This is a genomic window from Oceanobacter mangrovi (assembly GCF_019740315.1).
GTDB lineage: Bacteria > Pseudomonadota > Gammaproteobacteria > Pseudomonadales > Oceanobacteraceae > Oceanobacter > Oceanobacter mangrovi.
Genome location: NZ_JAHXZR010000001.1, coordinates 583,413 through 599,052, shown reverse-complemented (window position 1 = coordinate 599,052; position 15,640 = coordinate 583,413). Strand labels below are relative to the sequence as shown.

Here is a 15,640-nt window from a genome sequence, read left to right as displayed (position 1 = left end):
CCTACAGGGCAATCAGAAAGATCACCCCTACCATAGCCAGAGTAAACAGACTGACTTTGTCCTTAATAGCAAAAACCACCGGGTCGTCGTGCATCTCTCCACGGTGGGTAATCAGCCACAAACGGGTAATCCAGTACATCAGAATCGGGCAGACCAGCCACAACGCCCGCGGCTCGGAATATAGAGCCGCTGTCATTTGGTCCTGAATATAAAGAGCAAAAAACAGAATCGACATATAGCCGCTGGCGGAACCCATTTGGGAGATAATTTCCAGATCCGACGGATAGTAACCACGCCCAGCAGATTTTTCTGTCTTGCCTTTCTGGCGAGCATCATTTAGTTCAGCAAACCGCTTAACCAGTGCCAAACTGAGAAACACAAACAAGGAAAATGTCAGAATCCAGAAAGTCGGCTCTAACGATAAGGCTAAAGCCCCGGCAATAATCCTCAAGGTATAGAGTACCGTCAGAGCTATCACGTCCATTGCCATTATACTTTTAAGCAGCAATGAGTACGCCAGTGTCAGCATCAGATACACCAGCAAGACAATCAGGAACATATGCGGAAGCGTCAGGTATGCTGTGGCGAGAGATGAAATCACCAAGAACAGAGCACTCCAACACCCCGTCAACGGCGAGAGAGTAGCCGCCGCGAATGGCCGATGGCGTTTGCTGTCATGCTGGCGATCATCCTGAATGTCCAGCAAATCATTAACCAGATAGGTTCCGGATGCCATCATACAGAAGCACAGCATTGCCACCAGAGCAGAGAACAGAGATGAAAAGGAAAAGGCGTGTGCAGCGAATAGAGGGACCAGTATCAACGTATTCTTGGCCCATTGATGAGGTCTCAGAGCTTTTAGAAAGCTGCGAATTGACGAACTTGAAGAAACTAATTCCAATAACACATTGCCATTCAAACGCGCTTTGCGTGCCGTGCTTTCTGGAACGTCGACCAGAATTGCCTGATTCGCAACGTCCCAGATCGCCAGATCGTCCCTTGAATTGCCAATATAATCGAAGCCCAACTTTCCATAACGCCGGAGAAGTTCATCCCTTTTGTTACGGCCAGATATATTAATAACTCCATCAGAGGCAATCACATCATCGAACAGCTTTAAATATGCTGCAACACCCAAGGCAATACTTTGGTCACATGCGGATGCCAGCACAACTAGCCGCCCTTCATCACGGGCCTGATGAATAACCCCCAATACATGCTGGTTATACGGCAGCTTGCCAAAATCCAGGGAAGCCCGTGCCGCCAACTCTTGCTTCAATGCAGCCTTTCCCGATACCAGCCAACCAGGTATCTGCCAAAAAACTCCAAAATTACGATGTAAGGCATCCAGAGCGCTTTCAACCAGTGAATCCGTTTTAATCAAAGTGCCATCCAGATCTACTACCAGTACTCGCTGATCAGAACTACTTTTCAATCCTTGAATTCCTCTTGGATACACAAAATAACAAAAGCCACGAGGTGAGTATAAAGACAAGACCACCCAGATACGCCAATAAATGTCATACAACAAAAAAGTTATCTGTTTGAAAAGTGCTTGTTAAAAACAACAACCGATCTATACACCATCAATTAGAGTTGTTTTCTGCAACAATAAATCCAACCCCATAGAATTTTTAATCTCAATCATTCTTGTTAAACTAATTGTTACAGAAACATGACAGACAACAAGATGGCTATTCAACTCACCTCAACACACGTCATTGGCATTGGACGAGACCGTATTTGCTACCGTCACCCGAGCGATCCAGATTTCTGCATCAAGCTTCCAAAGCACCGCGAGAAGCAAACCCGCCGGGAGAAGGAGTATTTCCTTTATCTGCTGAAAAAAGGTGCAGACCTTCGCTACGTCGCGACCTACATGGGTGATGTAGAAACGTCACTTGGAACAGGTGCCCTGTTTCCAATGATTCATGACGACCATGGCGAAGTTTCCCTGACATTAACTCAGGTAATTCAACAAGGCCTGATGCAAAGGGATCAAATAGAGCAAGGTCTGGAGCGTCTGTACGATTATCTCGTCAGTAACGGCATCTGTACCCGCGATATCAGTCCAAATAATATTGTTTGCCGTCGCCGAGGCAAGCAAGTGGATTTTATTTTGATTGATGGTGTCAGCAGCCCGAACCACAACCCGCTTACTATTCGTATTCCGGCGTTAATCAGACAAGCAGTCAACAAGTCCTGGCGTAGTCTGATGACCAAGGTTGAACGATTGCTACAAGAATCAGAAGCTCTGGGACAATCCATCTTTCATCCTTTGCAAAGTAGTTCTTTTCAAATCTGACCGATAACCTGCAGTTTCCAGGCTGGCTCAAATTGCATTCGGTATGCCCCTCAAGTAGCATGGCCTGCCCCCGGGCAGCCGTGCCCACTGCATCCCCGAGGCTTCAATGAAGGTGCTGTTTTTCTCAGTCCGCAACCACCATCGCAATTATTTCCGCAAACTGAGTGAGCAAGCCAATCACACCGGTCTCTATCAAGCGACCCTTGTCCGCCACCGCCACTACTGGTTCAAGAACCTTTGGCCGGTGTTTCGTACGCATCCAGAGCTGGATGAGGTCGTTCGTTTAAAGTTGAAAGAAAAAATTCAGGACACTGCGGATTATCGTCTTGCCGTTTTTCAATTGTGGCTGAACAAGTTTTGGCTCAGCCTGTCCTGCCGTTTTCTTTATCGAGCCTATTTTAATGGCTTGCGACAGCAGTCCCCCGATGTCGTTGTCAGCTGGTCAGGCATGATGTGGCACCAGCGTATTCTGGTACTGGCTGCCCGTTCTCAAGATATCCCGACACTATTGATGGAAAATGGTCCCTTGCCGGATACCACCACAATCGACCCCAGAGGGGTCAACTTTATCAATAGTCTGCCACGCCAGCTGCAGGACTATTCGCTTCATCAGACACCTCCAGGTCAATTACCAGATGCGCTGATTCCCCGCCAGACTAACAAGCGGAAGAGCGCTGCAGCTCAACAGCAGCAGCCTTTGCCAGCTCGCTATGTGTTTGTCCCTTTTCAGGTCGATGCTGACCGCCAGATCCTCTGCTTTTCGCCATGGATCGCCAATATGCGTGATTTCTACAAAATATTGGAAAGCAGTGTTGGGTCACTGCCCGCTGACATCAGTCTGGTTATCAAGGAGCATCCTTCATGCCCAAAGAATTTTTCGGATCTTCATCTACACCACCCACGTATTCATTTTGCCAATGAACAGAACACCCAGCATTTAATTGAGCAGGCAGAATTGGTGGTGACCATCAATAGCAGCGTCGGGCTTGAAGCCCTGCTGTTTGATAAACCCGTCGCTGTACTTGGACAGGCGTTCTATAATCTCGAAGGCTTATGTCTGTCGGCCCAGAATCAGCAACAGCTTGAGAAGATCTTTTTGCGTCCGGAAGAATGGCAAGCTTCCGCCTATGGGAAATCCTATCTGAGTTACCTTTACAATCACTATCTGGTGAAAGGCTCGTGGAAACAGGCAACTAAAGACCACTTGCATGCAATGAATCAAAAGATTGTGGAGCTTTGCCGATGACGGTTTCAGCCTATCTTGCGTCAACACCGTTACACATTCTGAATAGCATTGCGATCGCAGATACCAGCCCTGGTCAGCATCATCTACTGATTATCGACCAGCCTGAGGTCACGGATAACATTTATTACAAGCTGCTGGCCGAGTGGCCAGACTCTCCCTTTACCTCACTGGCGATTTATCCCGGCCGGATCAAAGGTTCCAAAGACAAGCTGCAACAGCGCAGGAAAATATTTGCCGAACTGGAACGATTCGCGAAACGAGACCAACCGACTCAGGTTTATACAGGTAATGATCGCCGGATCGAATTTCAGTACCTGATGCATGTGTGCAGTGAGCAAGCACTCGCACCCCATGGTTATTACATGGATGAAGGTACCTTCACCTACGTTGGCCGTAAAGCGTCCTCCGGTTTCGGCGACAAGGTAATCGACAACCTGATCAAAAAGCTGACCTATGGCTTCTGGTGGTCCAACCCGCCAACCGTCGGAGGCTCACACTGGATTCAGACCGTCTACGCAGCTTTTCCTGAACTGGTGATAGACGTATTAAAGAGCAAGGAAGTACGCCCACTGGCGGAATGTTACCGTGACAGCTCAGCGATTGGCCGTTTTGCTGCCCGTTTTCTGCAGCATTTCAGCTTCGACCAATCGACGCTGACTGGCACAGACCTGCTGATTACCACCCCTCATGAATCCTTGATTGAAAAGATTTCCGGCTATCGCGAGATGCTGGTTAGCTGTATTGAGCAGGCGACAGCTCAAGGTAAAAGAGTCGCAGTCAAATATCACCCCCGAAACATCGACCCGGATATACTCGGATTCGCCAATCATCCACTTGTGAAGCTGATCCCGGCAGCCATTCCATTTGAGCTGATATGTCCAATGATGCAAGACGTTGTACTGGTTGGAGACCTGTCATCCACTCTTATCAATGCTTCCTGGCTGACTCCGGATGTGAAGGTTCTCGCACTTCAGGTACACTCAGGCGCTTCTGAATTCGATCGCCTGTTTCAACAGCTGGGTATCCCGGTTATTCCACCAGCAGAACTTGGCCAGGCGCTAACCCGAATATAGCGACAAGAGTCCACTGCATGCTTAAGTTATCCATGAATCTGCTGATCAAAAACGAAGCAGATATCATTGCTGACAACATCCGTTTCCACGCCACTCAGGGAGTGGATTGCTTTGTCATCATGGATAACGGTTCTACCGACGGTACTCGCGATATTGTTGCGGAACTGAGCAAAAGCGTTGAAATGCTGGTAATCGACCGGCCGCAACTGGATTACCAGCAAAGCAACTGGAAGACCGAAATGGCGGTCAAGTCCCGCAAGCTGCTGGGGGCAGACTGGAGTATTGCCAACGATGCTGATGAATTCTGGCTGGCAGACAGTCAGAATCTCAAAACCAACCTGACCAGCTGGGGCTCCATTGTTCAATGTAAACGGGTCAATATGATCCCTGATGAACGTTTTTTTGATGCCGGCAGCAGTTATCTCGACTTCCCCTACAAGGTCAAGAGTCCAGTACAAAACAAGGGGCAGGACATTATTGGTGACGATCATTTTGCAGTAGCCCTGAGTAACATCAACGGCAAGGTCATCGTCAATAATCATGGCTTGCTGCGGGTAAAAGGTGGTAACCACCGCGCCTGGCACGCTTGGGGGTTCATCAATCAGAGGCGGGATCCTTCCATTACCGTCTACCACTATCCTGTCCGCAGTCGGGAAAATTTCACCAGTCACATTGAAAATCGGGCCCGCTTGCTGGAAAAAGGAGTCTCCAAGATGGGGGATCACTATCGTCGCTGGGTAAGGCTGCTACAGCAAGGTCAGCTGGAGCAGGAACTGCGGCGGTTGGCACTATTACCCGCCGATGCAGAGACGCTGAAGAATTTTGGAATTATTCAGCGTTCTAGCGAGGTAGGTGAACGTATTCGTGCAGCGCTGCAGCAGTCACTGTGAGTGACTGCTTGCTATCAGATCAAACCACCTGCAACAGCAGATTTTCTATCGCATCCACATCTGGAATATAGGCAGATTCACCATCAACACTGACCGCGATCTGATCTAGCTTCCCCATACCCATCACAGCATCAACCGGTTGAATAGCGTTCTCCAACACCTTCTTCAGACGTGGAATACCCTGCACCAGTACTGCATAAAATGGCATTTTCGGATGTTTGCCCACCCCGTTGATCACCGCAAAACGGGCGTTGGGGCTTGGTCGTGGTGCAGCAGTGCCATTCAGCATTTCATAGCAAACCACCGGAATCGAAACACCGCGCCACTGGATCTTTCCCAGCACCCAGTCAACACTGGAGTTAGTGGTCATTAACTGCGAAAACGGGATAATTTCTGCCACCGTAACGTTCGGCAGCAAGAGTTGACGATCATTCAAAGGAATCATCAGGCAATCCACCTGACCTGTCTGTTCTGTCGTGGCTGGAGTCTGATTCATGTGTCCTTCCTGAGCCGATTTTGCTTGAGCCGATTTACCAGCTGATTGGCCAACTGAAACGGGCTGCCGTGGAAACTGACCCTGCTGGTTTCCATCGCACTTTCCGGCATCGAGGCGCTGGCACAGCTCGCCGGTGTCTGTACCCATACAGGCACTGTGTGAGAGGACAGGCTGGAGATCGCATCAGCACCATCATTGCCCATCCCACTGAACAGGATTATCCCCATATGTTCCGGATAATGAGCAAACACGTTAAGAATAACCTGGTCAATTGAAGGTCCATATGGACCTGGCCAGTCACGCTGACAGCTGATGGTTTCGTGGGTCGGGCCAAACTGAAACTCTTCACTGATGGGCGCTACCAGCACCTCTCCGTTGGCAATACGGATACCAGGCTGGTAGTTCACCAGTTGCAGCACGGAATGACGGCCAACCGTCTGGGTCAGGGTTTGTTCAAATCTGGGATCAATATGCTGGGCATAGACAAAGCCGACTGGCAATCCTGCCGGTAAGGCATCCAGAAACTCTTTGACAGCTCCTGGGCCTCCCAACGACGCCCCCAATACCCAGACTTCTTCGGCGATCCCGCGAGCATCCAGTTCTGCCAATGTCTTTGGCAACGGAATACGGCATGGTTCACCCGATGGGCGGCTTTCTAGCTGCCTTAAACCAGCCACACTTTCACTGACAGGCAGCGGTTGTTTAATCAGCTCCTGCAACTTCTGATAAAGCCGTTTTTGCCAACGAGGGTAAGTCGTACAGCCTTGTTGGGGAGCAGGTTCGATACCAACAAAAACCGGAATATCTCCGCCCAACAAGGTATGCAACCAGTCCGGCAAGTCTTCCTCATCGTCGCTGTTGATATCGACCAGCCAGACATCCAGTACAATTGCTCCGCCAGATAACCGTAACTCCATCATTTCAGGAGATACAGACAACACCACCTCGAAGCCGAAATGTTCCATGGTGGTGCGGAGTACATGCTGCTGCAACCTGTCATCGGCAATAATACCGACTTTGGGTTTCATCAGTTGCTGTCCTCACGCCCCAGTAAACGGTTCATGGTACCCAGCAGGGTATCTTCCTGGAACGGCTTGCCAAGATATTCGTTAACACCAATCGACATCGCCCGCTCGCGGTGCTTATCACCTGTACGCGAGGTAATCATGATGATTGGAATATGCTTCAGACGCGTATCGTGACGTACCAGTGAGGCCAGCTCGAAGCCGTCCATACGAGGCATCTCGATATCCAGCAACATCAGATCCGGCATGTGATCCTGCAAAGTCGCCATGGCATCCACGCCATCGTTGGCCGTCATGACTTCCATACCATGGCGTTCCAGCAGACGGCTGGTTACCTTGCGCACTGTTACCGAGTCATCCACAACCAGAATCCGCGCCGGCCGCTGTGCCAGTTCATGACGCTGCTCTGCCATTTGCATATCCAGCATCCGCGCCTGCTGGTATTCCAACGAGGCCTGGGTCCGGATCAACGCTGGCAAGTCGAGAATGACAACCACGCTACCGTCACCCAGAATAGTACCGCCAGAAACACCGGCAACCGATGCGAACTGTGGGCCAAGGGTTTTTACCACGATCTCGCGGCTGCCCAGCAGGGTATCCACCTGCAAGGCATAAGGAACGGCACCGTTTACCAATAGCACCGGGATTGGCAGGTTTTGCACAGCGATCTTCGGCTGCGACTCGTTCTCCAGCATTACACCCAGATATTCCAGCGGATACTTGTTACCGGCGTATTCATAGGCACGCTCGTGGGCTGGCAACTCATACAGTTCCTGCAGGTCCTTGCCCGATACACGCACAATACCGCGAATGTTATTCAATGGTACCGCATACAGGTCATCACCCAGCCGCACCATCAGCGCCCGGTTGACCGATACAGTAAATGGCAGGCGCACCACAAAGCGGGTTCCCTGACCCTGTTCTGACTGGATCTCAACAGTACCGCCCATCTGTTTGATTTCGGTACTTACAACGTCCAGACCAACACCCCGACCAGAAATCTGGGTGACGTTCTTGGCGGTCGAGAAACCGGCCTGCAGAATAAATTGCAGCAGATCGTGATCACTGACATTGGCACCAGCTGCCAACAAACCACGCTCGATTGCCTTGGCACGTACCGCCTCGCGGTTAATGCCCTTGCCGTCATCACGCAATACGATCATGACGTCGCCGCCTTCACGGCCAACTTCGAGTTCGATCGAGCCAACATCCGGCTTACCGGCAGCACGGCGTTCTTCCAGCGATTCAATACCGTGGTCGACGGCGTTACGCACCATGTGCTCAAGCGGTGAAATCATCCGTTCCAGAATGGTCCGGTCAAGTTCACCTTCTGCGTTAAGAATACGGAAATCGACTTGCTTGCCGAGTTCCAGACTGACCTGGCGGACAATACGACGCAAACGAGGCACCAGCCGCTGGAACTGCACCATGCGGGTCTTCATCAGACCTTCCTGCAGCTCCGTGTTAACCCGGCTCTGTTGCAGCAGCAGTGTTTCAGCGTCACGGGTCTTGTCTGAGAGAGTTTCTTTCAGATCGAGCAAGTCAGATGCTGATTCCACCAAAGCCCGTGAAAGCTGCTGAATGGTCGAATAACGATCCATTTCCAGCGGGTCGAAATCTTCATAGTCCGGGCCCTGACGCTCCTGGCGAAACAGCACCTGGGCTTCTGTCTCAATATCCAGACGACGCAGCTGGTCACGTAAACGATCCAGCGTACCTTCCATCTCCTCCAGCGTGTAGGAGAAGTCAGTTACCTGCTGTTCCAGACGGCCACGGCCAATTGAGGTTTCACCGGCGAGGTTGACCAGGTCATCAAGCAGATCGGCAGACACCTTGACCAGCTCTTGCGGAGCACGTCGTGCAGCGACCTGCTGTGCTGCGGTAGCCACATCAACCAACGGCGTACCAGCCAGTTTGGGTGTGGTTACCTCGGTGTCAGCCGACGGACGGATTGGCACCACATTGGAGCTGGCACTAATCTGAGGTTCATCGTGTGGAATAAATTGCTGTTCTGGTTCTGCCGCTTCATCAGCGATTTCATCAATGTCTGTCGGCAATCCAGCAGCATCACCAGAGTCTTCAGTAACAGGCGAAGATTCAACAGAAGCGGATTCAACCGGCAGAACAGGCTGTTCAAAATCGTTGCTGGTAGTGGCCAGGCCATCGTCACCCAGCATCACCTGATCGCCGGACTCCAACGCTGCCGATACCTTGTCGATAGCGCTCACCAGCGCGTCCTGACGTTGGTAGGCATCCGCAAAGAAAGCGGTATCAGCCGTCAGGTAGCCTTGCTGAACCTTGACGATGATGCTTTCAAAATCGTGAGCCTGATCTCCAATAGCCAGCAGACCAGCTAAACGAGCGCCACCTTTCAGTGTGTGCAAAACCCGTTGCGCTTCTTCCGAAGCGGCGTTATTGGATGGATTCTGTTTCCAGTCGTGCAGCGCCTGATCCAGAGCCTCATGCAGCTCGGCGGCTTCATCGAGGAAGATTTCCAGAATCTCGCGATCCGACTCGTCCATCGAAACACTGACGGCTTCAATTGCCGGTACAGGCTCAGCTGCCACTGGCTCAGCAACTACAGGTTCGGCTGAGATCGGCAAATCATCTGCCAGCGCAGCGTCGTCATCTTGTGCCGCCGGCGCCTCTGATGTCTCTGCAGCCAGAGCGGCAAAAGCATCGTTATCGCCAGCCAGATAACCACGCAGGGCATTAATCATGCTGACTGCCGGTGTTACCGCTTCCCTCACCCGCACCTGATCCAGCTGGGAACCGAGCGTGTCGTGAGCCGTTTGCAATAGCTCAAACAACCCGGCACCAATACCCAAGCGGCCGTTATTGATACGTTCGTAGAGGGTTTCCAGCTCATGGCAGAGATCGGCGATTTCCGCCAGTTCTGCCATCCGGGCACCACCCTTGATGGTATGCAGATCACGCTGCAAGCGCGCCACACTGACCAGGTTATCCGGATCCTGTTGCCATTCGTTGAGGGCCTGATCGATCGATTCAATCAGTTCGTCGGATTCTTCCAGAAAGATCTCAACGATTTCCTCCATACCCTCGTCCATTTCGAGAGCTGGCGGAGCTATGTATTCAACACTGGCGGGCTCTGACATGGAAAAGTCGGGAGCTGGCGCTGGCTCAACGGCCGGATCCGCATCTGCAGCAGAAAACTCCACCTCGGCTGAGTGCCAGGCTTCAGTCTGAGGTGCATCAATCTCATGCGAACTGACCTCAGCATCCGGAATCTCAACCTCGGTTTGTAGTTCAAAGCCGAAGTTGTCATCGCTTTCAGCGGATAACTCGATGGATGGAGGCTCAGGCTGCGGATCAGCGATCAAAGACAGATCGTCTTCCGCTTCCAGATTGGTAAAACCAATGCTGTCTTCAACCGTTAACAATGCAGAGTCGGCAGACTGCTCATCCGAACCTTCGTTATCATCGACGACGAACAGGCTTGGTTCAGAGGTCTGACCCAGCTCCTGTTCGTCCTCCTCAACTAACAGGGTTGGGTATTCGTCTTCAGCAGACTCTTCTTCAACCAACAGCATGGGCTCGACTGCCAAGCCCAGGTCGGACTCAAGATCCTGCTCAGGCTCTTCAGCCTCAACCAGCAAGGTTGGGTATTCGTCTTCAGCAGGTTCTTCTTCAACCAGCAGCATGGGCTCAGCTGTCAGGCCCAGATTGGATTCAAAATCCTGCTCAGGTTCTTCAGCCTCAACCAATAAGGTTGGATATTCGTCTTCGGCAGACTCTTCTTCAACCAACAGCATGGGCTCGGAAGTCAGACCGAGGTCGGACTCCAGATCCTGCTCAGGTTCTTCAGACTCAACCCGCAAGGTTGGGTATTCATCTTCGGCAGGCTCTTCTTCAACCAACAGCATGGGCTCGGAAGTCAGACCGAGGTCGGACTCCAGATCCTGCTCAGGTTCTTCAGACTCAACCCGCAAGGTTGGGTATTCATCTTCGGCAGGCTCTTCTTCAACCAGCAGCATTGGCTCGGCAGTCAGGACTGAATCAGATTCATAACCCTGTACTGAATCTTCTGCTTCCAGCTCCAGCGTTAGATATTCTGAGTCAGCCTCAGGTTCTTCAATCACCAGCAATGGTTCAGCTGCGGTATCACCTTCCAACAGTTGCTCAAGCTCACCGATAGCAAGCTCAACATCAGCTTCTGAGGCATCATCAGCAGCCTGTTCAATGGCCATTTCGCCAAGCATTTGCAATTCAATGGCCGCAGCTCTGGCCCGGGCTTCAGCGTCATCGGCTGTTTCCGCCGGGCTGGCCAAATCAACAACGGCCTCATCTTCAGCTTCGGGTTGCCATTGCTGAATCTCAGCCGTCGCGCGCTGCAAGTCTTCAATGATGGTTGCACGTTGCAAAGCCTGACCTGCAGCCAGGCAATCCATCATATTCAGCAGCTGTTCCTGACCTTCGGTTGCCAATGCCATCCAGTGTGAACGACGGCTGACTGCGAAGTTTTCGTCAGACTGGTTAATCGCCATGTAGAACTGATTCAGAGTCCCTGCCAGCTCGGCAATTGCCTGTTGATCGGCTTCATCGGCACCCTTGGCAACTTCAACCAGATCCTTGCAGAGCAGGTCCAGTACAGAAGAATCACCATGCTGCCATTGACCCAACAGTAAATCGGCTTCGAGCAGGGAGTCCATGCCACTGGCCAGGAAGTTGGCAATCGCCTGTGGATTCACCACCTTGCTGCTGGCAACATCCTCGTTATTCAGCTGGCTGTAGATTCGGCTTTCAAAGTCATTCAATTGCTGAAGGTAGTCAGCGGTACCTGCCAGTTCGGCGGAGGACAGGTTCTGCAGATTCTCCAGGCCACCATTAATCAGGTCGCAACCGGCTTCCAGTAACTCAACCAGTTCCCCGCTACTACCAATCGAATAGGCCCGCAGCTCTTTCAGTAGCCGCTCCATCGGCCCGGCCACGGCAGCAATACCGGTCAGGCCAGCCATGTGGGCACTACCTTTGAGGGTATGCAGCGCACGCTGCGCCTGATCACACACCGGGTAATCAAAAGCATGTTCGCGGGCGGTCTGCAAATAGTCGCCAACTACGGCCAAATGACCTGATGCCTCTTGCGAGAAAACTTCCAGCAAGGCCAGGTCATCTTCATCCAGCTCGACAACTTCAGCGTCTTCAACGGTCTCGGTGATGTCGGCAACAACGTCAGCGACCACATGATCCGCTTCAATTGCGGGCTCTGCTTCTAAAACAGCACCAGTAACCAGTGCCAGCGCCGGAACATCTACACCACTGGCCAGGGCAAAGGCGTAGTCCATCAGCGGCTGGGTCGCCACTGACGATGTCCGCTGCAAACGAAAGTCCTCGATCATCAGCGGTAATACCGAGATGACGTGATCAACCAGGTCCACCAGTGGTGGCGTAACCGCCACCGTACGGTCAATAACCCGGTTAAAGAGGTTTTCAACCGACCAGGCCAGCTCGCCAATGATCAGTGCCTGAACCATTCGACCGCTACCCTTCAGGGTATGAAAGGCACGGCGTACGGTAGTCAGGGCTTCAGAATCGGAATTGTCTGCCCGGTAGACAGGCCAGGCTTCGTCCAGAGTTGCCGTAACTTCGGATGCTTCTTCGAGGAAGACTTCAATAATGTCTTCATCTATCAGATCGGAATCAATCGCTGCCTGTATATCTGCTACCTGTATTGGTGCCGGCGGCAACAGGGAAGCGGCATTGCTTGGCGCTACGACAGCTGCTTCCTCAGCGCTCTCAACAGTATCGGCGGCGGTTTCCGCAATAACCGACTCTGGCAGAGAGGATTCTTCAACGACAGCAACGGGCTCTGTAACAACAGGGGCTTCTGTGACCTGAGGCTCAGTTACTTCAACAACAGCTGTTTCAATGGCGACTGGTTCAACAACCGTTTCTACAGCAGCTTCAGTAACATCATTAGTCACCTTTTCAACTTGAACCGACTCGGCTAACGGAGCTTGCTGAACAGCCGCATCGATTTCAACGGTGGCTGCCGCAACTTCTTCCCCAGCTTCATCTATCTCAGCCGTGATTTCATGACGGCTGACACCTGTGATCTGTTCAAGTGCATCCCAGACCTTGTCGAGTACTTTTTCAGACGACAGATCAGTTTTGCCGTTGTGACGTTCGATGACATATTCAGCACCGGACAGCACGTCGGCAAAACCATCCAGAGTCGCCCAATCCGGCCGCTCACCACTGGCGATCAGTTGTTCAACAAAGGGAGCGGCAACACTCAGTACTCGTGCTACGTCTGGCATTGGCACCATGCGCAATGAGCCAGCAATGGTGTACAGCAAGGCTGGCACGTCGTTGAGTTCATCGGTATTCCACTGATTACCGACATAGGCAACAATCGCGTCCTTTACCTGCTCCAGCACATTACGGGCTTCCCGCAATACGGCTTTCTGGGCGTCAGTCAGAGCTGCACTTTCACCACTGTCCTGCAGATTTCCTTCGCGAATCATGCCCGCCAGAGTGGCTTCAACGAACAACAGGGCACCGGCAACATCAAACAAGGCGGCGTTGTCGGTCGTACCGTCATCGACCATTCGACTCAATACTATCAGCTGATCCTGCACCGTACTGCGTGGCCGGCCAATGCCGAGCATGCCCATGGTGTCACAGACCTGCTTGAGTGCCGGGATCACCTGGCCGATTGGCTCAACGCGGCCCTGCTGATCGCGCATGGCCAGATCGAGACGTTCCTTGACGGCAGCAATCTCTTCAGCAAGCGCTGTCAGCACTTGGCCAATGGTGTCGCGATCTGGTCCGGAAAGGGCTTCACGTTCACGTTGGATCTCGTCCTCGCTCGGTAGCGCCTCTGCCAGATGGTAGGCCTTCTGAGCCTGCGCAATGGCTTCGCCCTTGACATCCGTACGAACGATATAAAACAACAGGTTTTTGACCAGCTCATCCGAAGCGGCGTGGTTCAGGATACCTGCACCTTCCTGCATCAGCTGTTTCAGCATGGTATCCAGTTCACGCAACAACAGCTTGGCGCTGGCTGGCATACTGGCCTGCTCGGTCAGCCATTCAGCAAAAGCCATGGCTGGCAGCCACACCACACCATTTGGCGTATGGCCAAGGGCGCTGTGAAGCCGGGTAAATACTTTTAACAGGTATTGTTTGGCAACCTCTGGCTGACGATTTTGCAGCAGTTGTGCCGAGGCAGCCTGGTACATCTGACGTACCTTGCGCAGCCACTGGCTGAAATCATCTTGGGCATAACGAGACAGCTTGGCCGGAGTCAGTACCGCCCGACGAACCATACGAGGGTTGAACAGTGCAGTTTCCGACAGCAGGTTTTCGCCACGGGCAGAGCGCAGTTCATTTAGAACAGGCAATAGCACAACCGGCAAGTCACGATTACCAACCTTGACGTGGTCCAGATAGTGCGGCAGCTGGATAATCGCCTGCATCAGTATCGACAGGCCATCACGTTCGTTGCGAATCTGTCCGTCGGCCAAAGCGGAAGCGACCAGCTCCATTTCCTCAGCCAGCAGTGCAGCCCCGTAGAATTCAACCATCTGCAGGGTACCGTGTACCTGATGCAAATAGCTGAAGCAGAATTTCAAACGACTCTTGTCGTGGGGATTCTCACCGTAAGCCTCCAAAGACTGCTGGGCCTGTTGGAGCGTATCCTGGATCTCACCCTTCACCCATTCCAGGGCGATGTAGTCCTGACTCATCGCCGATCGCTCTCCATCTTAGTGTCGTTATGCTTACGGACAAATGCAGTTAGCTTGCCGCCCTTCACCGGTTCCAGTAGTGGGTGGTGCCAATCAACAATTTCACCCAGACCGATAACCAGAATCCCGCCTGGTACCAGGCGTTCAGCCAGCTCACTTAATATTTCCTTACGCCGCCAACGCCGGAAGTAAATCAATACATTCTGGCAATAAATGACATGTTGGGACTGAAGGGGAAAGGCAGACAGATTCAGCAAATTCACCTGGGTAAAACAGCAGCGCTGACGCAAGCTATCCACCACGTGCACCTTGCCGTCATCACCCAGATTGCAATAGTCGTTCTGATATTCGTGCGGAATCCAGCCGAGTGCAGCAGTCGAATAACCGGCCGTACGGGCTTTTTTGAGTACAAAAGTCGAGATGTCGGTTCCGGTAACGGCGTATTGACGCCCTGCCCGGCCCCAGTGGTAATCCGCCACCATTGCCAGACTGTAGGCTTCCTCGCCGGAAGAGCAGCCCACGCTCCACATTTCCAGTGTTTCATGGGCTGCTGCTGTTTTCAGTGTCCGGGCAACATACTGGCTGACAAACTCCAGTGAGTCGGGATCACGAAAAAAACGGGTTTCCTGAACCGTCAGGCGATCAACCAGGGTATTCCATTCAATAGCCCCGCTCGGGCCATTGACAACCTTGGTGTAGTACTCGGAGAAATCCTTGCAGCCGATTTCGCGCATGCGAATACCAATACTGGTTTGCAGGAAGACCCGGCGCTGCTCTGGCATACGGTTCCCCGTACGCTCTTCAAGCAACGCCTGCCAACGAACAAACTGCTCATCACTGAGTTCTGGTAACTGACTGCCAGCAGGTCGAATCTGATGATTCATATAACATAATCA

The 15,640-nt window shown here is 52.1% G+C and carries 9 protein-coding genes; 4 read left to right on the top strand and 5 right to left on the bottom strand.

The window, feature by feature from the left end; all coding sequences use genetic code 11:
* Position 1: 1 nt before the first annotated feature.
* Positions 2–1,435 carry a UbiA family prenyltransferase gene (locus tag K6123_RS02680; protein WP_221793831.1) on the bottom strand — a complete coding sequence of 478 codons (1,434 nt, stop codon included), beginning with the start codon at positions 1,433–1,435 and terminating at the stop codon, positions 2–4.
* A gap of 255 nt (positions 1,436–1,690) precedes the next feature.
* On the opposite strand from K6123_RS02680, the gene K6123_RS02675 reads away from it, so the two are divergent.
* The 4 genes from K6123_RS02675 (at position 1,691) to K6123_RS02660 (ending at position 5,514) form a co-directional block, all read left to right on the top strand.
* Positions 1,691–2,305: a YrbL family protein gene (locus K6123_RS02675; RefSeq protein WP_221793829.1), complete on the top strand. Its 615-nt coding sequence runs from the start codon at positions 1,691–1,693 to the stop codon at positions 2,303–2,305.
* Between the two features lie 106 nt (positions 2,306–2,411).
* A complete protein-coding gene (locus tag K6123_RS02670; RefSeq protein ID WP_221793827.1) occupies positions 2,412–3,551 on the top strand; it encodes a capsular polysaccharide export protein, LipB/KpsS family in 1,140 nt (379 codons plus the stop codon).
* Complete coding sequence (locus tag K6123_RS02665; protein WP_221793825.1) at positions 3,548–4,624, top strand: alpha-2,8-polysialyltransferase family protein; 1,077 nt, start codon at positions 3,548–3,550, stop codon at positions 4,622–4,624. The genes K6123_RS02670 and K6123_RS02665 overlap by 4 nt, the downstream gene beginning before the upstream one ends.
* Positions 4,625–4,641: 17 nt before the next feature.
* On the top strand, positions 4,642–5,514 hold the full coding sequence (locus K6123_RS02660) for a glycosyltransferase family 2 protein (protein WP_221793823.1): 873 nt from the start codon (positions 4,642–4,644) through the stop codon (positions 5,512–5,514).
* A 19-nt stretch (positions 5,515–5,533) separates the two neighbouring features.
* On the opposite strand, the gene K6123_RS02655 is transcribed toward K6123_RS02660, so the two are convergent.
* From K6123_RS02655 to K6123_RS02640, 4 genes are read right to left on the bottom strand one after another with little or no spacing between them, the layout of a single operon-like run.
* Positions 5,534–6,010: a chemotaxis protein CheW gene (locus tag K6123_RS02655; protein WP_221793821.1), complete on the bottom strand. Its 477-nt coding sequence runs from the start codon at positions 6,008–6,010 to the stop codon at positions 5,534–5,536.
* Positions 6,007–7,038 carry a chemotaxis protein CheB gene (locus tag K6123_RS02650; protein WP_221793819.1) on the bottom strand — a complete coding sequence of 344 codons (1,032 nt, stop codon included), beginning with the start codon at positions 7,036–7,038 and terminating at the stop codon, positions 6,007–6,009. The genes K6123_RS02655 and K6123_RS02650 overlap by 4 nt, the downstream gene beginning before the upstream one ends.
* Complete coding sequence (locus K6123_RS02645; RefSeq protein ID WP_221793816.1) at positions 7,038–14,744, bottom strand: hybrid sensor histidine kinase/response regulator; 7,707 nt, start codon at positions 14,742–14,744, stop codon at positions 7,038–7,040. The genes K6123_RS02650 and K6123_RS02645 overlap by 1 nt, the downstream gene beginning before the upstream one ends.
* On the bottom strand, positions 14,741–15,628 hold the full coding sequence (locus tag K6123_RS02640; RefSeq protein WP_221793815.1) for a CheR family methyltransferase: 888 nt from the start codon (positions 15,626–15,628) through the stop codon (positions 14,741–14,743). Before K6123_RS02640 ends, K6123_RS02645 begins: the two co-directional genes overlap by 4 nt.
* Positions 15,629–15,640 lie beyond the last annotated feature (12 nt).